General features: G+C 34.1%; 15 protein-coding genes. 11 read left to right on the top strand and 4 right to left on the bottom strand.

From position 1 onward, the window contains the following. The first annotated feature begins 69 nt into the window (after positions 1 to 69). Together BM121_RS04200 and BM121_RS04190 are read left to right on the top strand one after the other, a co-directional pair. On the top strand, positions 70 to 1,275 hold the full coding sequence (locus BM121_RS04200; RefSeq protein ID WP_175495320.1) for an MFS transporter: 1,206 nt from the start codon (positions 70 to 72) through the stop codon (positions 1,273 to 1,275). A 628-nt stretch (positions 1,276 to 1,903) separates the two neighbouring features. Then, positions 1,904 to 2,338: a hypothetical protein gene (locus BM121_RS04190; RefSeq protein WP_139220245.1), complete on the top strand. Its 435-nt coding sequence runs from the start codon at positions 1,904 to 1,906 to the stop codon at positions 2,336 to 2,338. Positions 2,339 to 2,424: 86 nt separating this feature from the next. Here BM121_RS04190 and BM121_RS04185 read toward each other — a convergent pair whose 3' ends face one another. Both BM121_RS04185 and BM121_RS04180 read right to left on the bottom strand, forming a co-directional pair. Next, complete coding sequence (locus tag BM121_RS04185) at positions 2,425 to 3,426, bottom strand: HAAS signaling domain-containing protein (RefSeq protein ID WP_091481570.1); 1,002 nt, start codon at positions 3,424 to 3,426, stop codon at positions 2,425 to 2,427. Then, complete coding sequence (locus BM121_RS04180) at positions 3,413 to 3,775, bottom strand: PadR family transcriptional regulator (protein WP_091481568.1); 363 nt, start codon at positions 3,773 to 3,775, stop codon at positions 3,413 to 3,415. Before BM121_RS04180 ends, BM121_RS04185 begins: the two co-directional genes overlap by 14 nt. Positions 3,776 to 3,991: 216 nt before the next feature. On the opposite strand from BM121_RS04180, the gene BM121_RS04175 reads away from it, so the two are divergent. Together BM121_RS04175 and BM121_RS04165 are read left to right on the top strand one after the other, a co-directional pair. Next, a complete protein-coding gene (locus BM121_RS04175; RefSeq protein ID WP_091481566.1) occupies positions 3,992 to 4,945 on the top strand; it encodes a hypothetical protein in 954 nt (317 codons plus the stop codon). 415 nt (positions 4,946 to 5,360) lie between these two features. Next, complete coding sequence (locus BM121_RS04165; protein WP_091481560.1) at positions 5,361 to 5,717, top strand: hypothetical protein; 357 nt, start codon at positions 5,361 to 5,363, stop codon at positions 5,715 to 5,717. Between the two features lie 212 nt (positions 5,718 to 5,929). Here the strand turns inward: BM121_RS04165 and tlp are convergent, their stop codons facing one another. Next, complete coding sequence (gene tlp / locus BM121_RS04160; RefSeq protein ID WP_091481557.1) at positions 5,930 to 6,163, bottom strand: small acid-soluble spore protein Tlp; 234 nt, start codon at positions 6,161 to 6,163, stop codon at positions 5,930 to 5,932. 173 nt (positions 6,164 to 6,336) lie between these two features. On the opposite strand from tlp, the gene BM121_RS04155 reads away from it, so the two are divergent. Beyond that, positions 6,337 to 6,828 carry a VanZ family protein gene (locus BM121_RS04155; RefSeq protein WP_175495319.1) on the top strand — a complete coding sequence of 164 codons (492 nt, stop codon included), beginning with the start codon at positions 6,337 to 6,339 and terminating at the stop codon, positions 6,826 to 6,828. A 41-nt stretch (positions 6,829 to 6,869) separates the two neighbouring features. Here BM121_RS04155 and BM121_RS04150 read toward each other — a convergent pair whose 3' ends face one another. Beyond that, a complete protein-coding gene (locus BM121_RS04150; protein WP_091481552.1) occupies positions 6,870 to 9,098 on the bottom strand; it encodes an alpha-galactosidase in 2,229 nt (742 codons plus the stop codon). A gap of 186 nt (positions 9,099 to 9,284) precedes the next feature. Here BM121_RS04150 and BM121_RS04145 point away from each other — a divergent pair, with 186 nt between their 5' ends. The 6 genes from BM121_RS04145 (at position 9,285) to BM121_RS04120 (ending at position 18,488) form a co-directional block, all read left to right on the top strand. Then, positions 9,285 to 11,078: an ABC transporter ATP-binding protein gene (locus tag BM121_RS04145; protein ID WP_091481550.1), complete on the top strand. Its 1,794-nt coding sequence runs from the start codon at positions 9,285 to 9,287 to the stop codon at positions 11,076 to 11,078. A gap of 273 nt (positions 11,079 to 11,351) precedes the next feature. Then, entirely contained in the window at positions 11,352 to 13,142 is a 1,791-nt protein-coding gene (locus BM121_RS04140; protein WP_175495318.1) for a cache domain-containing sensor histidine kinase, read from the top strand. Continuing rightward, complete coding sequence (locus tag BM121_RS04135) at positions 13,117 to 14,649, top strand: response regulator transcription factor (RefSeq protein ID WP_091481544.1); 1,533 nt, start codon at positions 13,117 to 13,119, stop codon at positions 14,647 to 14,649. The genes BM121_RS04140 and BM121_RS04135 overlap by 26 nt, the downstream gene beginning before the upstream one ends. Positions 14,650 to 14,824: 175 nt before the next feature. After that, positions 14,825 to 15,778: an ABC transporter permease gene (locus BM121_RS04130; RefSeq protein WP_091481542.1), complete on the top strand. Its 954-nt coding sequence runs from the start codon at positions 14,825 to 14,827 to the stop codon at positions 15,776 to 15,778. 12 nt (positions 15,779 to 15,790) lie between these two features. Beyond that, positions 15,791 to 16,705 (top strand): carbohydrate ABC transporter permease, encoded by a 915-nt coding sequence (locus tag BM121_RS04125; RefSeq protein ID WP_091481540.1) that lies wholly within the window; start codon positions 15,791 to 15,793, stop codon positions 16,703 to 16,705. A gap of 67 nt (positions 16,706 to 16,772) precedes the next feature. Further along, complete coding sequence (locus BM121_RS04120) at positions 16,773 to 18,488, top strand: ABC transporter substrate-binding protein (RefSeq protein WP_245780731.1); 1,716 nt, start codon at positions 16,773 to 16,775, stop codon at positions 18,486 to 18,488. Positions 18,489 to 18,590: the final 102 nt, after the last annotated feature.

Raw genomic sequence — 18,590 nt, 5'->3', positions numbered from 1 at the left:
TAAGCAATGATATTTTCAATTTTTGTAAGATTTATGTATTGTTTGCAATAAGGAATAAGGAGAAAAATAATGAAACAATCTATATTTCGTAATCGAACATATATGTTACTGTTAATTGCAGGAATTTTTGCAATTGTTGGCTTTAGTATGTTCCTGACAACGACTACCTGGTATATTATCAACGTAATTGGTTCACCTGGGGTCTTAGGGATCGCTTTAATTACAGCAACCGTTCCGCGGTTAATCTTGATAACATTCGGTGGGGTTTTAGCTGATAAGTACAAAAAAACGACTATTATGTTTAGTACTAACTTGATTCAAGCATTTGTTTTATTTTGTATTTTTTGGTTGGTGGCAAGTGATTCGATGACATTGACTTGGTTATTTATTATGACAGGTGTCTTTGGGATGTTAGATGCATTCTTTGGTCCAGCCAGTTCATCACTGATACCCAAAGTAGTTGAAAAGTCACAATTACAGCAAGCTAATGCTTATTTTCAAGGTATTGATCAAATATCTTTTATTATTGGACCAATCCTTGCGGGAGTTATAATGGAAACAAGTGAAATATCGACAAGCTACTTGGTTGCAACCATTTTGGTTCTGCTATCTGCTCTTGTTGTTTTCCCGCCTTTTATTAAGGAAGGACCAGTCGAGCATAAGGGCGATCAGAGCACATTAGAGGATTTTCGTGAAGGTATAGCCTATATGAAATCTTCTCAGTTTTTACTGACAGGGATAATTGTGTTGATCACATTAAATTTCTTTATATTTGGAGGATTACAAATCGCAATGCCACTGTTAGTTGATCTTCTTGGAGGAACGCCAATCAATTTAAGTTTTATGGAGGTCAGCTTAGGAATTGGCATGGTAATTGGAACGCTTATTATGAGTTTTGTTAAAGTAAAGCGTAAAGGATTTACGTCTCTGATGGGACTTTTCGCTTCATTGGCATCATTAATTATTTTTAGCTTTGCTACTAATTTAATGATCCTGACAGCCATTTTGTTCCTCATTGGATTTTCTATTGCATTTGTGTTCGTCCCATTTTTTACGGCAGCTCAGGAAAATACAGAGAACCGAATAATGGGAAGGGTAATGAGCATTATATTCTTGGCCATGAACGGATTTGATCCTATTGCATATGGGGTAGTAAGTGCGTTAGTCTCAGCAGGAATCGATATCCAATTAATTTTACTTGCATCAGGAGTGATGGGGATGTCTATCGCAATCTGGGTATGGTTTAAAGGAAAGACTTTTATTAAATCTCATTAACAATAATTTCGAGTAAATAAGTAAAATGTTTAAAAAGACGATCGTCAACTGATCGTCTTTTTTGTCAGACAAAAAAGCATAAAATTTGCGCGAGTGTCTAGCTTCGAACGCCCAGAAACTAGGCAGTTTCACAAATCGTCCTTTGCCCTTGGGTGAAAGTCAGCATCTCCCCGTGATTTCTGAAGTCGCTATATTTCTAGATGGGCGCATTAAGCTTTTCTTAGAGGTTGATGAGATGCAAGGATTTGTCATAAAAAGAGAGATAACAGACAAATCTCATGAAAGAGGCTGGAGATTTGTCACAAAAAATGAGATAACGGACAAATCTCATGAGAGAGGCTGGAGATTTGTCACAAAAAATGTGATAACAGACAAATCTTATGAAAGAGGCTGAAGATTTGTCAACAAAAAGTGTGAGAAACGACAAATATAATCGTATTGAGTGGAGCTTTATTGAAAAATTATGATAAATTCGCGGCTAATATTTCTGATCTCCTATAATGAGACTTTTCCTTAACTTTATGAAAGAAAAATGTTGGAATATTATGTTAAAATGGTGCGAGGAGATATTATGCTAGTATTGATGTTTAACAACTTTGATCTGAAAAGTCAAATGGAGGTTAAAGAAATGTTTTATGAAGCAGTACCATCCAGGATAGTTCAGTTATTTAACTTCTCATTGACCATCTTTTTAATGATTTTGGTGAGACATACCCCAGAAATGTATTACTTTCTAATACCTTTTTCTGTAGTAATTCTTGCTACAATCTTTATGAAATTTAATTTAAAAATAACAGGTGGTTCTTTGACTTATAAGATACTTGTTTTTAGCTTAACAATATATAAAAGAGAGATTCCTCATAGTCAAATTCTCGCTATGAAGTTTAAGCGTGCTGGCTGGGGGAAAAAATTTGTGATTGTAAAAAATAAAAAAGCATTTAATTTTAGAATTATTGAATTCTATCCCAAAAGCATTTATATTGATTTAATTGATTTTGCTAACAAATATGGAATACCTATATCAAAAACAAAAGATTATTTAATATTAGAGAGATTACAATAATGTTCAGAATTGGACTCTTATTGAATCGACTAAAATAAAAAGCATTATTGATGGATGTTAATCACGATCAATAATGCTGTATTTTTTTACTTTTTGTTTGCCTTAATCAAGCCATCAATTACATCCCAAATTAATCCTATAACTAGGAGAACTAGAATCCATAATGTAGATTGATTCCATATTATACTCACTGTTCTATATGCATCACTGTTTTCAGTAACTAATCCAGCTTGAGTAAGCTCAAGAAGAAAATCTGGATTCCAGAAGGCATTTCCATTAATCATAATAAATACTGCTATAATCGAAACTAAATTGACTAACGCTGTATAAGTGACTAACTTATATGTCCACTTTCCATATACGAGCTTTAAACATTCTTTTATTATACCAATGCCCAAAATAAGGATAATGAATAATAAGGAAGAACTAAACGTTTCTCTATTTAAAAAAGGAACGACACCAGAGAATTCATCATGAAAAATCCAGATTCCCAAATATTCATTGGAAAAAACAAATATGATGATAAATAAGGTATAAAAAGCAATACCTAGTATGGAATCACAATACTTGATTTGTCTTTTTTTATCTGGAATAGGAGGTAAATCCGATGGCTTCCATTCCATTCCTATTTCTAAATTTTTTGATTTAATTTCACCAAAATAGTCCGGAATCGCAAATCCGAATGTGGTCCAACCAAAAGCTGCTGGAAGAGCGGTAACAAGTCCAACAATAAATTCAGTGAAATGATCAAGAATAGAAACTGGATTTATAACACAATGAATAATGAAGTTAAGAAATATGGCAGTAAAGGTTGAAATTAATGCGATTTTTAATACTATCAGGTAGGAATCAAAAAAATCTGGTCCAATTAGATATTTTTTAGTTCCTCTATATTTCTGAGCCAAAAGCTTTGGGTTTCCCAGTTCCATTAATACTTCTTCCACTTCTTTATTGGTAATATTCTTGCCTTGCACTCGTTCATCCAACATATCCTCTATTAGACTGTGAAGTTCATCTGCAATATCCTCCCTCTGTGATTGTGGTAGCTTCTGTGTTACTGCATAAATATAACGATCAATCATCTCCATCTTTATCTCCTCCTTGAACGTCAATAACATTACTCATGTTTTGTACAATATGTTGCCATTCAACAATCAGCAGTTCATACACTTCTTTTCCTGTCTCACTTAATAAGTAATATTTACGTGGTCTTGCTTCATTTGTATCCCACTTACTAGCAAGTAATCCTTGTTTTTCTAGTCTTCTTAACAGTGGATACAGTGTGCCTGGTTCTACATGAATCCCTTTTTCTCCGAGACTGGTAACAAGTGAATATCCATATTGAGCCTCTGATAGTTGACTCAACACGCCAATCGTAATCGTCCCACGCCGCAGTTCTTGCATTAATTTATTCATATATTCTTTAGCGTCATTCATATTATCAACTCCTTCATTCATTATAGTGTATGTCGCACACTATTGTAAAGTGCATATTATTATTTGACACTAAATATTTGAGTTTTGAAATATGTTAGTATGAAAACATCAAGATATTGAACTAACGGGTAAAAGAGTTTATTCAAGAAACGAAGAAATCATTTTCTGAGAATAGTGAAGCTAAGAGGAGATCTAAAAAAGAAAGGAATTAAATCTATGGAAAATGAGCTATTAAAAAATGGTTTATCTATCATCGCTTCATGTAAAAGGGAAACAGGGGATATATGGCACGCTCATTTTGGAGCAGCATCTATAGCGGCTTATTTTTTTGTGAAAGAGAATGATTTATCAGCTGAAACTATGAACAAGATTCAATTGGAAGCGAAAGTAATGGCTGGAAAAAATATGTTGCCTAGTATTGCTACTAATTATGAGACAATCAGAACGGAAGCTGCAGAACAAAAGATAATGCAAAGTCTTGATCGGTCTATTGATAGTCTTCACTGGGTTGGTCATAATGTCATTTATGCAGCACAAAGTATACTCGCTATGCGTGAGCTTGATGGTTGGGGAAATGATGAAGAGATTGAGGGCATTTGTAACTTAATTTCTGCATTTGAAAAAACGATTCCAGGTAGATCATGGCTCGGCTATTCAGCTAGAGATGTAAGGGACTTTATAATAGAGGAGATGGGAGAATTTCCATCCATTTCAAATCCCACCCAGTTGTCTGACGTGATTTTAAATGAAGTAGCTTCATTCTCTACTATCTACAGAGCGGAAGCACATCACGACCTTATTGGTCATTTACTTACTTTTTCACATAGCCTTAATGTTTTATATGATCTTGGTTATTCGGAATATTTCCAGAGAGGACTACCTGCTGTATTTCAATTAGTAAAAGCATTAAGAGTTAGCCAACATTTAACTCATGACAAACTTCCTAAGTTAAGATCACCTGTTGATCGATTGCCTTTAGCAAAAGCAGAACGTTCCTTGTGGCAGCCGATAGAAGGAAAGTATTGGCAGGCGGACTTTTCTGAAGATGACTGGGATTATGGTCATGTATTTAAATTTCCTTATAGCTTCTACAATCACTATCATAGAGGATCAGATAGTTCTGCGAAAGCACTTGAGAACTTTCGATATATTGTTTATGTTCCAGAGTAAAATATTTAATTATGGACTACTATGGGTAGCCTTGTATTGTTTAATTAAAGTGGCAAAGCCGTTAGCGACAAAGCTTGAAGTTCAACACTATTTTTGAAACATTAAATTACTTAAACCGTATGTAATATAGAAGAGTCTAAAGGGAGGGTTTAGGTGGAAACAAAAAAGTTACACTACCTGATTGCTTCTATATCATACATTGTAATAATTATACATTTCATTTTGAGTCATTATACTACCGAGGAATGTAAATCTGGAATCCTATTTTTTTCACTATCTACTATTATTTACGTGGGATTTGTTTATTTATTTTTCAAAAGTGACCTTGGTAAATTTATTGTTGTAGGCGGGTTGATTTTCATAGCAATTATTTCGATTTTTCTTATCTTCACAACAGTATAAAAAGAGGTGTGGAATGAGTGAATTAAAACCAGAAATTTCAGAAGTGTTAATTAATAAGAAGAAACCACCTGTAACGACAATAGCAGTATTAAAAAATGTCTTAATATCTATTGTTTGCTTCGGGTTATTTGTTCTTATAGGAATATGGACAATCATACACGAAGAAGAGTTGACAAATGCGGAAGTAGTTGAAAAATATAAAAAGGTAAACGGTGAAAATACTGAATACATTATTAACATTGAAGGAATTGAAATATCAATTAATAGTAACGTATGGCAATTAGTTGAAGTCGGAGAAGAATATAATGTTGAATATAAATGGTCACATTCTCATTCAAAAGAATTAGAACATATTGAAAAAGCTGATTAAGTAGATTTTATTAGGTTAACGGGGTTTAGGAGTTAAACAAGGCGATCGTCTATTATTTTCTTAAAAGGTCGAAAAATTATGTTAATATCAACGTATAAAGATTTTATCTAATACTTTTACCTAGAATGAAAACCTTATATTTTAACAATAAAAAATAAACTGTGCAGTAAGTGCCGTACGCACTCTCGCTTACACAGTTTATATTATACTCTCTATTGTTGATCGTGAGCTTCATCTTTTATTTCTGATCGCATTCCTGAAATTGCTTCTTCTCTACGACGATTTTTTTCTGTGATTTTTTCTTTTTCTTCGGGTGAAGCATATTGCATTGTATCATGTGCCTCTTCAATATTTTCTATTGTATCTTGTACCTTGTGTTGTAATTTTTCAACATTATCTGAGCGATCATCTGGATTGGGCTTGTTATGTTGCTTTGCCACTTTCATTCCTCCTTTAAAATAGATACTCTTATTATGAGTAAGAAAAGAAAAAAATATGTATTCGCTATATTCCAATTATAATTGTTGTATTTAAAAATAACTTGGTATTTTATGTTAATATCAATCACCGAATAATTAACATAGCTTGGACATATCCTCTTGTATGATGGGGGATGTTATTGAAGGTATTAGTTGTTAATTTGAAATTAAAAAGGATTGTTATTATTCTATTTTTTGTTTATCTTTCTCTCGTGTTTTTTGTGAATTTTGTAAGTGATAGTACTTACTTTATCCTTGAGGGTTTTAGAAGTGGATATACAGGAGTACAGCATAATATCCTACCGTTTACTACTATTGTGACCTACCTATTTAATTTTAATAGCTATAAACAAGATACTTGGTTTTATAATACTTTTGGTAATATCTTATTATTTGTTCCAATGGGAATGCTACTTCCACTCCTATCTACTAAGTTAACAAGATGGTTTTTAACAACTGTTATTATAGTGCTATTTAGTTTTACTATTGAAACAATGCAACTTATCACTCAATTAGGCGTTTTTGATGTAGATGATATTTTATTGAATACGTTAGGTGGGTATTTTGGATACTTGATATATGTATTATTTAAAGATAAAGGATACATCATTAAAAAGCTTAGAGATAAATAATCTCTGAGCTTTTTAATGATGTTAATAATTGAAATTTCTATTTATGACAATGCCTTTAATATAAACAATCGTGATTGATAATCCCCAGGATGTTCCTGTCCCCAATACTCATCAGCACGATCAATGAAATTGCCAGCAAGGACAATGCCTACATTCATCAGTTCACTGCCATAATACGAGTTTTCTCCATTTATTTCATACAGTTTTTCTGGATCAAGTCCAGTTAATTTAATCCGATTGTATGCCTCATTCGGTTTTGCTAGTACTTTGTAATAACCAACGATTGCTTCTGATTTTTCTTCATTTACCACCATCCATGTTGTTTCATTATATTCAAATGGGCTGGATAGTCGATAGAATTCACCATCTCTTATTAAGGATCTTTTCTCTTTAAAGAAAGCAACTTGTTCTTTGACTTTTTGCTTTTCTTCTTCTGTAAGTTGCGTAATATCCAACTCATAGCCAAATGTACCAAAATAGGCTACCGCTGCTCGAGTATCAAGCGAAGCAAGACGCCCGACTTGGTGATTGGGAATGGCAGAAACGTGACTTCCGATCGCACTTAACGGATAGACCATCGATGTTCCGTATTGAATTTTTAAACGTTCGACTGCGTCGGTATCATCACTTGTCCATGTTTGTGGTGCGTAATATAACATGCCTGGATCGAATCTGGCACCACCACCAGCACATGATTCAAAGAGGATTTCAGGATATTTCTTGATAAGACGCTCATATAAATCATACACACCTAAAATATAGCGGTGAAACACTTCACCTTGTTGATCGGCGGGTAAGTTTTGGGAAAAGGCTTCGGTAATATGACGATTCATGTCCCACTTAATATAGGATATATTCGATTTAGAAATAATTTTATCCATTAAATCAAAAATATAATCAACTACCTCAGTGCGAGTAAAATCTAATACAAATTGATTACGGCCATGTGAAGCTCTGCGTTCCGGTGTAGAAATAATCCAGTCAGGGTGTTTTTCAAAAAGTTTGGTGTCTTTACATACCATTTCTGGCTCGAACCAAAGACCAAATCGCATATCTAACGCTTCTACTTTTTCACTCAAACCATCAATACCATTGGGTAATTTTTCTTCATATTCAAACCAATCACCGAGTGAACTTGTGTCATCATCACGTTTTCCGAACCAGCCATCGTCTAAGACAAATAATTCGATGCCTAATTCTTGTGCTGTTTTGGCAATGTTTAATACTTTTTCTTCATTAAAATCGAAATAAGTTGCTTCCCAATTATTAATTAAAATAGGGCGAACTTTATCTCGCCAATACCCTCTGACTAAACGTTCACGATATAGCTTGTGGAAGGTTTGGCTCATGCCATTCAGTCCTTGATCAGAATAAACCATTACACATTCAGGCGTTTGGAAACTTCCACCACTTGCTAATTTCCATTTAAAACGATAGGGGTTTATTCCCATGTTAACTCGGCTCACGTTGTATGTATCCACTTCTATTTGTGCTAAGAAATTCCCACTGTAGACAAGGCTAAAACCATACACTTCCCCTTGATTTTCATCAGTGTTCCATCGTTTCAATGCAAAGAAAGGATTAAAAACATGGCTGCTTCCACCACGATTTGAATAGATAGATTGAATACCTTTCGATAATCGTTTCGTTTCTACATGTCCTTCTCTTGCCCAGGCTCCTTGTAAATGCAACATATCAAATTGATCATCAGGTAAATCGATATTCATACTCATTGCCTGATCCAGATAATAGCTTTCTAGTCCTTCATTTATAAATTTAGCATGTCGTGTAATCACATTTCGGTTTTGGTAGATGGTGTATGAGAGAATTAGTCGACATTGTAATATGTCATCTACTAATTCGATTTCAAGTGTATCTGCTTCATCCTCATTTTCCACGTAGGTAGCGGGTAAGTCAGTTAATGGCTTTTTTCCGTTGATTACTCGAAAGCTATCGTACGTGAAGTCGGTAATATGACTGCCGTCTTGTCTTAAAATAGTATGAGCAGGGTACCGGAAGTCTGTTGATCCGTAACTAGGATACTCTTGTTTAATATGTTCCATTGAGGATGTATGGTCACCTTCAAACATATTTGTGGATGGTCGGATTTCCCGTTCAATTAAATGAGCAAATGATTTTCGATGATGAATTCGCTTACCATAGTATAAATGTTCAAGTTGGTGGCTTTTTTCTAAGACACGGAATATATAACTGACATTGTCGTTATACAAATGAAATTCTAATTGTTCTTCGTTCACTTGAATAGGCATTATAATTCCTCCTTTTTGTTAATAGAAAGTTAACGTTTACTTACTTAAATATATTAAACATATAGGGTGTTGTCAAAGTATAAATATATAATAAGTTAAATACCTAGACAATTAACAGGAAAAAGTTTTAGTATATTACTTAATGGATTAAGTTATTAAATGATATAAATATACAGGAGGGATAAAGTGTCTAACCAGAATGGTATTTCTTTAGACTTCGAGAAACGATTTGAAGAACAACAAGATATAAAAGGTCGACTGTTTCGAACGTTACATGTCATGTATCGAGGTCATTATCTGAAATTATTTGTTTCGTTTATATTCTTTTTACTAAAACATTCACCTGTTTGGATTCTGCCTATTGTAACAGCTAATCTAATCAATTTTGCATCTGATCCAAGTACTTATGACGTGCGCTATTTATGGATGAATATCATTGTATTAACGATTGTCATCATTCAAAATTTACCTAGTCAAATATTACATATTAGTTTTATGAGTAAGGCTATTCGACATGTAGAGGCTGGTTTGAGAAGTACGTTAATCCGAAAATTACAACATCTCTCCATTTCATTTCATAGTGAATTAAGGTCAGGGAAGTTACAGGCGAAAGTGTTGCGAGACGTTGAGATGATCGAAATTATGTCCAAGCAGACGATGATGGGCGTTTTGCCGGCAATTATGAATGTGATTGTGGCAATTGCGGTAACCGCAAATAGAAGTTGGACAGTAACATCTTTCTTTTTGGTTGCGATTCCAATTTCGATTTTAATTGTTTATTTTTTCCGTGGGAAGTTAACGAAACGAAATCGAGAATTTCGGCAACAAGTAGAAGAGATGTCAGGTCAAGTTGCAGAAACAGTAGAAATGATCCCGGTAACAAGAGCACATGGATTAGAGAAAGTAGAGATTAATAAAGTAGATTCTTTATTACACAATGTTCGTGGGAAGGGCTATCGCTTAGATATTACCGAGGCATTCTTTGGTGCAAGTAACTGGGTGGCATTTCAACTATTTCAAGTCTTATGTTTACTTTTTACTGTGTATCTTGCATATCAAGGAAAAATACCAATTGGGGATGTGGTGTTATATCAGACGTATTTCACGCAAATTTTAATGTCTATCTCTGGAGTGATTAATATTTATCCTCAGTTAGCAAAAGGCTATGAGTCAGTTCATTCGATCTCAGAAATCCTTTTTGCAAAGGAAACGCAAGAATACCAAGGGAAAACAAAGCTGAAAAAATTAGATGGTAAAGTGGATTTTGACCGTGTTTACTTTAAGTATCGTGATTCAGAAAAACATGTATTAACAGACTTTCAGCTAGATGTAAAACCTGGTGAAACCATTGCTTTTGTTGGTGAATCTGGAGCAGGTAAATCTACTATTTTGAACCTAGTAACAGGGTTTTACCGGCCTAGCAATGGAAGAATTTTAATAGATGAGGTACCTATGGATGATTTGAGTATGCGAAGTTTCCGGAAAAAAATAGCGGTAGTGCCGCAGAATACAATTCTCTTCTCGGGATCGATTCGTGATAATATCACATATGGTTTAGCAGAGGTTACAGAAGAAGAAGTACAGCAAGCGGTTAAAATGGCTAATTTACAGGATATTATCGATGAATTACCGGATGGTTTGGAAACAAAAATTGGAGAACATGGTGACCGTATGTCAGGAGGTCAAAGACAGCGGATTGCTATTGCGAGAGCATTTATTCGAAAACCGCAAATGGTTATTTTAGATGAAGCTACTTCTGCTTTGGATAATGTATCAGAGAAATTGATTCAAGATGCTATGCATCAATTAATTAAAGGAAAAACAACTTTTATTGTTGCGCATCGACTATCTACGATACGAGACGCAGACCGTATTGTCGTGATGAAAAATGGTCAGTGTGTGGAGATGGGGACATATGACGAGTTAGTGAAGAAACAAGGAGAATTTTATCAGATCAAAATGGCCTCAGAGGCAGTTTAGATCTTTATAGGTTGTTTGTTGCCTGTTACACGAATGAGAAGAACGTTCGCAAGATCTGAAGTTTAATCTAGCCGGTAAAAGAGATTAAATGCTTTTACCGGCTTTATGTTTTAAAAAATAGGAAATTGCATGAGGATTTGAAATCGCTATTTAATGGAAAAAATGTAGTATGTTATTAGTTTTTATAATATATAATGAATGTATAGTGACTTACTTTATCGATTAGTTTTATAGTTGGGGGAGGTTATTATTCTTAAACGTATCAAGGGTTTTGTGAACAATATAAATGTAAGGAATAAATTATTTATCACATTTGTATTAGTTGTTTTTATTCCTGTTGTTATCGTTGGAGGCTATTTAACAAATGAATTAAAAAATCAAGCGATTGATGAAGCCGAGGAACAAGCTGAAGTTAATATGGAAAGGGTAAAGGAGCGGTCGTTGGAAGTATTAAAAGTACCTATTTATATCTCTAATAATATTATGATGGATTATCGTCTTGAGGACATCGTCAACAATAATTATGAAACAACCTATCAAGTTATTTCAGATTATTGGCAATATAACACCTTCGAAGAGTACCAGAAAATATACAAGTCGGAAATTTCTAATATCCGTTTTTATATGGATAATCCTACTCTTATCAATAATTGGGAGATTATCCCGGTAGATTCAAATATACTAGAGAAAGATTGGTACAAGCTTGCAATGCAGAACCCAGGCGTAATCCAGTGGCTATATATCAAAGATGAAACAAAAAAAGATAACGAATACCTTAGTTTGGTTCGTAGAATCGATTTTCCCTCCTATCAAACCAACGGCATGCTTGTAATTAACCTGGACATGAAAACGCTAACAACTATTTTGTCACAGGAATCTTCTTTAACGATGCTAGTTGATGATCAACATAATATTATAGCATCAAATAGCACGGAACAAATAGGACATAAGTTAAACCATTTTATTCAAGAAGAACATGTACTAGCAGGTGAAACAGGTATTTTCCATGATCAGGAAGCAGAGCAAAATAGAAGGATATTTGTCCAACCTATACCTCTACAAGAGACGGACAATCCATTGTCAATTATTTCTGTGATTGAAGATGATAAGATTGTCAAAAATGCACATCAATTTGGCCGAATGGGGACTGTTTTAGTATCTATAACAGTCTGTATTGCTGTTATTCTAATATATATTGTATCTAAATTATTCTCCAGTCGATTAATCATGTTAGGTGGTCAAATTGATAGAGTTTCTAAAGGAGATTTCAATACACGTATTGTCATAGACGGAAATGATGAAATCGGCAAATTAGCCAACAATCTCGATCAAATGGTGCAAAATACCAAAATGCTAATACGTACGGTGGAACATAGCAATCATCAGAAGTCTTTGTTGGAACGGAAGCAAAATGAAATTAAATTCAAAATGATGGCCTCTCAAATTAATCCTCATTTTTTATTTAATTGTTTAGAATCGATTCGAATGGAAGCTCACTATAAAGGTGAAAAAGAAATAGCAAATGTAGTAAAACTATTAGGAAAATTAATGCGGAATAATATTGAAGTTGGTACGGGAAGCATAGAATTAGAGCGAGAAATAGAAGTCATACAATGGTATTTAGATATCCAAAAATTTCGCTATGAAGAGAGATTGGATTATTCATTTGATATTGATCCCGCTACCATAAAACTATTAATACCACCATTAATTATCCAACCTTTAGTGGAAAACAGTGTTATTCATGGATTAGAACAAAACAGAATGGGTGGAAAAGTGATTATCTCTTCAAAGGTGATGGGAAATCAGCTAATCATAACGGTAAGCGATAATGGAATAGGGATGAGTAAGGAGAAAATTACAAACATTTATCAAGTATTAGATAAGCGAGAGGAGCAACCTGGTGTTCGAATAGGGCTTCGTAATGTCCATCAAAGATTAAAATTATTATACGGAGAAAGTAGTGGTTTAATGATTACAAGTAAAGAAGGTGTTGGAACAAGTATATCTTTTTCGATCATATTAGGAGGAGATAAAATTGTGGAAGGTAATCATAGTAGATGATGAAAGACGTACACGACAAGGAATTATCACTCTAGTAGATTGGAAGAGATTAGGTTTTGAAGTAGTAGATACAGCGTCTGACGGTTATATAGCAATCGAAAAATATGAACAGCATCAGCCAGATTTGATCATTATAGACATCAAAATGCCGAAAAGGTCTGGCATTGAGACCATACAAGTGATTCGGGAGCATGATAAAGCGGTTAAGTTTCTCATAATTAGCGGATATGCTGAATTTCAGTATGCGAAACAGGCAATACAATATAATGTAGAAGGTTATTTATTAAAGCCGTTGGAAGAGGAAGAACTAATCAATTACTTAAAAAAGATGCATACAGAATTAGCAGTGGAAAGAAAGGATAATATAAACAACAAGCATGATCAGTTTCAACGTTATATAGATTTGATTATCCAGCAAAAAATATCAAAAGAAGTCAGAAATTTTTTCCAAGAGGAAATGAAATGGAACTACTATGCCATGCTATTAATAAGGTTCTTTGATAAAAAACAACTAGATTTAGCGGATATAGTTGCATCTATTAAACAATATGTATCTAAAGAAGAAGGTATCGTATTTATAAGAAACGGTTATGCAGGGATATGGGTAAAGGAAAGCCATGCGGGAAGTAATACGGAAAAAGTATACTATTCTGTATATCACAGTTTAAAAGAGAAAAACCTTGCTTTTATTGGTGCTGTATCAAACCGTGTTGAACAAATTGAAAGTATGGCTAATTGTTATCAGCAGGCAGAATCCTATTTACATGAAAGCTTTTTCTATGAGGAAGAGTACCTGATAACGCCATATACTCCGATGATTAAAGAGCGTAGCATCGATAAATCAGTAGAACAGCTATCCGATTATAAAGAGAAGTTATTGTATGCAGTAGAGATTAGTGATTGCAATACATTCAAGCAACTTATGATGGAAGTTATAGTCCTATTGGCTAAAACAGCCTATACAGAAACGGAAATAAAACAGCAAATCACAATGTTATTAACCTATATTAATAACAAATTAACAGCTCAACATCCTGAAGTTCAAGATAGAATAACTATCAAGCTTACTGATATTGTAAGCATTCAGCAAAGTCATACCATCAAACAGCTCACGTCCATTGTATTCGAACATTTAAAAGCATTATCCTCTGTGATTGATGCTGATACATCAGGTCTAATAGTGAAACGAATGATTCATTTCATCAATAAAAATTATGATAAGAATATTAAATTAGACACTATGGCAGAACTATTACATTATCACAAAGTCTATTTAGGGAAAATATTTAAAGAAACAACAGGAGAGTATTTTAAAACCTATTTAGATAAAGTAAGAATTAAAAATAGTAAACGTTTATTATTAAAGGGGTCTAAAGTATATGAAGTAGCAAAAATGGTAGGATATACAACTCCTGATTATTTTCATAGTAAGTTTAAAAAATATGAAGGAATGTCCCCATCTGAATACCGTAAAAATAAGAAAAGAATGGGGCAGGAAGATTCATAAGCTGTTTGTTAATTTTCGAAAATAATTATTTTCAGTAAGCTGTTCCATTACATAAAGAAAGCGTTTCCTGTTTTGAGGCGTTTTCTTTATTTTTTATATGAAATGATTATTAATTTGTAGGGTTTTATAAAGTTATTCATTAAGTTAACATTAGCTTAACAAAGGAGGAGGGCATATGGATGTAGCTGAAAAAAAGCAAGTAAGAAAACTAAAAAAGTCTAGTCTGTTATGGAAAACTTTTAAAAGTCAAAAAATGCTTTATGCCATGTCATTACCATTTGTTGCTTGGGTTTTCGTGTTTAATTACTTACCTGTGTGGGGTTGGACAATGGCTTTTCAGAATTATATACCTGGAAATCCATTTTGGCAACAGGAATGGGTTGGCTTTTATCATTTCATACAATTATTCCAAGATGAGCGATTTTTCTTAGCGCTACGAAATACGCTTGCCATGAGTTTTCTGGGGCTATTATTTGGATTTACTATTCCGATTGTATTTGCTATTTTACTTAACGAAGTGCGACATTCTTTATTTAAAAGAGTAACGCAGACGATCACTTATTTACCACACTTTGTTTCGTGGGTGGTTGTAGCTGGTATTGTTACAAAAATGCTTTCTACGGATGGAGGAATCATCAATGATCTGTTAGTGGGAATGGGAATATTAGATCAGCCTTATCAATTTATGGCTGAAGGCAAATGGTTTTGGTCAATTGTTACCATCTCTGATATATGGAAAGAGATGGGGTGGAACGCAATCATTTTCTTGGCGGCTATAGCAGGATTAGATCCACAGCTTTATGAAGCCGCTAAAGTCGATGGTGCTAGTAGGTTTAGGCAGATTTGGCATATTACACTACCAGGTATCCGACCTACTATCTTAGTCGTGTTAATTTTAAATATCGGTCATTTAATCCAGATTGGCTTTGAAAAACAAATGTTATTAAGTAATTCTCTTGTGATGGAATACGCAGAAGTGTTGGAATTATATGCGCTTAATTATGGAATTGGTTTGGGGCAATTTTCGTATGGAACAGCAATTGGAATTTTTAATTCTGTCGTCAGTATATTCTTATTATTGCTAGCGAATGGCATATTTAAAAGATATTCAAATCAAAGTGTTATGTAGGAGGGGAGTCTATTGGCGAATCCATCAGATCTTTATCAAACAACTGTTAGAGAAAAAATTTTTGACGTCGTGAATTATCTTTTTTTAAGTATTGTTATTGTCATCACTTTATATCCATTTTTGAATGTTTTAGCTATCTCCTTAAACGATTCTACTGACACGGTTAGAGGTGGTATCTATATTTGGCCGAGAGAATTCACATTAAATAATTATTTGGAAATTTTAAAATATGACAACCTCGTAACGGGCTTTGTGAATTCAGTATTAAGGACGGTTCTTGGAACGATACTAGGCGTATTTATTCAGGCTATGGTTGCTTTTACGTTAAGCAGAACCGATTTTCAAGGAAGAAGGTTTGTTTCGGTAGTGATTGTTCTTACGATGTATTTCTCTGGAGGATTAATTCCGGGATATATGTTAATAAGAGATTTAGGATTAATCAACTCATTTTGGGTTTATATATTACCTGGATTAGTAAGCGCATTCAATATTATTATTATTCGTTCATTTATTGATGGATTACCCTTTTCCCTACAAGAGTCGGCAAAAATGGACGGAGCAAATGATTTTGTGATTTTCTATCGTATTATTTTACCCCTTTGCAAACCAGTGTTAGCTACCATCGCTTTATTTGTAGCGGTTGGACAATGGAATTCATGGTTTGATACTTATTTATATAACAGTATGAATGATAGTTTAACGACGTTGCAATATGAGTTGATGAAAATATTGGATAATACTGCCATGGGAGGCAGTCAGGATGCTAATTTAATGCGTCCAAATGATGAACAACAAGTGAACAGAGTGTCACCGCAATCGATAAAAATGGCGATTACGATGGTAACAGTGGTACCGATTATAATGGTTTATCCATTTGTACAGCGCTATTTTATTCAAGGGATGACACTTGGAGCGGTGAAACAATGATAAAGGTGTTTTCAGGTCATGATACCTGTTTATACAATAAGGAATAAATAGAATGGGAGGAATAAAAGTGAGGGTATGGGAGAAAAGCTTGCAATTGATTTTTATTTTGTTATTACTATTATGGCTTGTAGCATGTCAAAACTCTGAGGAAAGCGGATCATCTGAAGATAATCAAACAAATGAAGAGAGCACAGAAGCAAACGGAAGTTCTTCCGATGAATCAGATTCTGTTACATTGACAGTTTTTGATTCCGACACCAATCCTGACTGGGTAGAGGATATGGACACCCCAGTAGGTCGCAAAATCAAGGAAGATACTGGAGTAACATTAGACGCTGAATTTGATATTGAAGGTGGAGAAACCAAGATTCCTCTAATGACTGCAAGTGGAGATTATCCTGATTTGATTGTATCAAAAGGAGCAGGGCAATTAGTTGATGCAGAAGCTTTGGTAGATCTAGCGCCATTAATTGAAGAGCATGCTCCAAATATTAAAGAGATGTTAGGAGAAGATGGAATTAATCGCTTGAAATGGAGTGAAGATGATCCATCCATTTATGTTTTAACAACCTCTCCGGTAGATGATCAAGCGATGACGCCCGGGTACGGTGCATGGATACAGCATGCAGTAGTGAAAGAACTAGAATATCCAGAAATCAAAACATTAGACGATTTAAAAAATGTAATAAAAGAATATAAAGAATTATATCCGGAATTTGATGGTCAACCAACAATTGGTTTAACGATGAATACCGATAGTTGGAGAATTCAATCATCTTTTTTGAATTCGGGATTTATGATGACTGGCGCAAGTGATGACGGAGAATATTATGTAGACCCAGAAACTTATGAAGCTACTTTGCATTATCGTCGTCCTGCAGAAAAAGAGGTGTTTCAATGGTGGAATGAGATGAATGCGGAAGGTCTAGTTGATTCCGAAATGTTTGTGCAAAAAAGTGATCAATTTGATTCAAAGCTTTCTTCAGGGAGAGTTTTAGCGACAATTGGTCCAGATTATTTAATGTATAATGCTCAAGAAGCCTTGCGAGAAAATGGTATGGAAGAAAGAATGTACGGAGTATATCCAGTTACTTTAAATGAAGAGTACAAAAATCATACGTACCAAAGCAATGGTCTTCAGGTCGGTTGGGGCATTAGTATTACGGAAGATTGTGAGGATCCGGTGCGAGCAATTAAATTTCTAGATTATTTAGCATCTGAAGAAACGCAAATAATGCTGAACTGGGGTATTGAAGGTGAGCATCATGAAATCGTTGATGGAAAACGTGTAATTCCTGAAGAAGAATGGGAAAAACGTAACTCTGATCAAGACTATCTAAAGAAAACTGGTATTGGCTATAACTTTGCTAGATTTGCTCCACGGTATGGTGATGGAGTGTTAGATTCATCAGGTCAGCCTTTTACAACAAATACACGTGAATTAGCCATCGCGAATCAAACAAATATTGAAAAAGAAGTACTCGAAGCATATGGTGTGGAATTGTGGCAAGATCTCTTTCCTTTAGCTGATGAATTCCCTGTGAAGCCATGGGGAGCAGCATACAATATTTCCATTCCAGCTAATTCGGAATTACAAACACACAATCAAAGAGCTTTAGATATTACTAAACAACTTGTTCCAAAAGCAATATTAGAGAATCCAAATCAATTTGATGCAGTTTGGGATGAATTTATGACGTCACTTGAAAATGCAAATATTGAAAAAGCAGAAGAAGAATACACGAAATTAATCCAAGAAAAAGTAGAATTGTGGAGTAAATAAGTAAACTAAATTCACAAACCCCTCCTTTTATAGCAAAGGAGGGGTATTCTAATAAATATAATGTTGAAATAACAGATCAAGTAATTGACAAGTTATAATAAG

This window comes from Gracilibacillus orientalis (genome assembly GCF_900114645.1).
In the GTDB taxonomy this organism is placed as follows: domain Bacteria; phylum Bacillota; class Bacilli; order Bacillales; family Amphibacillaceae; genus Gracilibacillus; species Gracilibacillus orientalis.
This window is presented reverse-complemented; position numbering and strand designations above follow the sequence as displayed.

Excerpts from the sequence above, each read along its gene's own strand:
- BM121_RS04200 (WP_175495320.1), top strand. The coding sequence starts at position 70 with ATGAAACAATCTATATTTCGTAATCGAACATATATGTTACTGTTAATT.
- BM121_RS04190 (WP_139220245.1), top strand. The coding sequence starts at position 1,904 with ATGTTTTATGAAGCAGTACCATCCAGGATAGTTCAGTTATTTAACTTC.
- BM121_RS04185 (WP_091481570.1), bottom strand. The coding sequence starts at position 3,426 with ATGGAGATGATTGATCGTTATATTTATGCAGTAACACAGAAGCTACCA.
- BM121_RS04180 (WP_091481568.1), bottom strand. The coding sequence starts at position 3,775 with ATGAATGACGCTAAAGAATATATGAATAAATTAATGCAAGAACTGCGG.
- BM121_RS04175 (WP_091481566.1), top strand. The coding sequence starts at position 3,992 with ATGGAAAATGAGCTATTAAAAAATGGTTTATCTATCATCGCTTCATGT.
- BM121_RS04165 (WP_091481560.1), top strand. The coding sequence starts at position 5,361 with ATGAGTGAATTAAAACCAGAAATTTCAGAAGTGTTAATTAATAAGAAG.
- tlp (WP_091481557.1), bottom strand. The coding sequence starts at position 6,163 with ATGAAAGTGGCAAAGCAACATAACAAGCCCAATCCAGATGATCGCTCA.
- BM121_RS04150 (WP_091481552.1), bottom strand. The coding sequence starts at position 9,098 with ATGCCTATTCAAGTGAACGAAGAACAATTAGAATTTCATTTGTATAAC.
- BM121_RS04130 (WP_091481542.1), top strand. The coding sequence starts at position 14,825 with ATGGATGTAGCTGAAAAAAAGCAAGTAAGAAAACTAAAAAAGTCTAGT.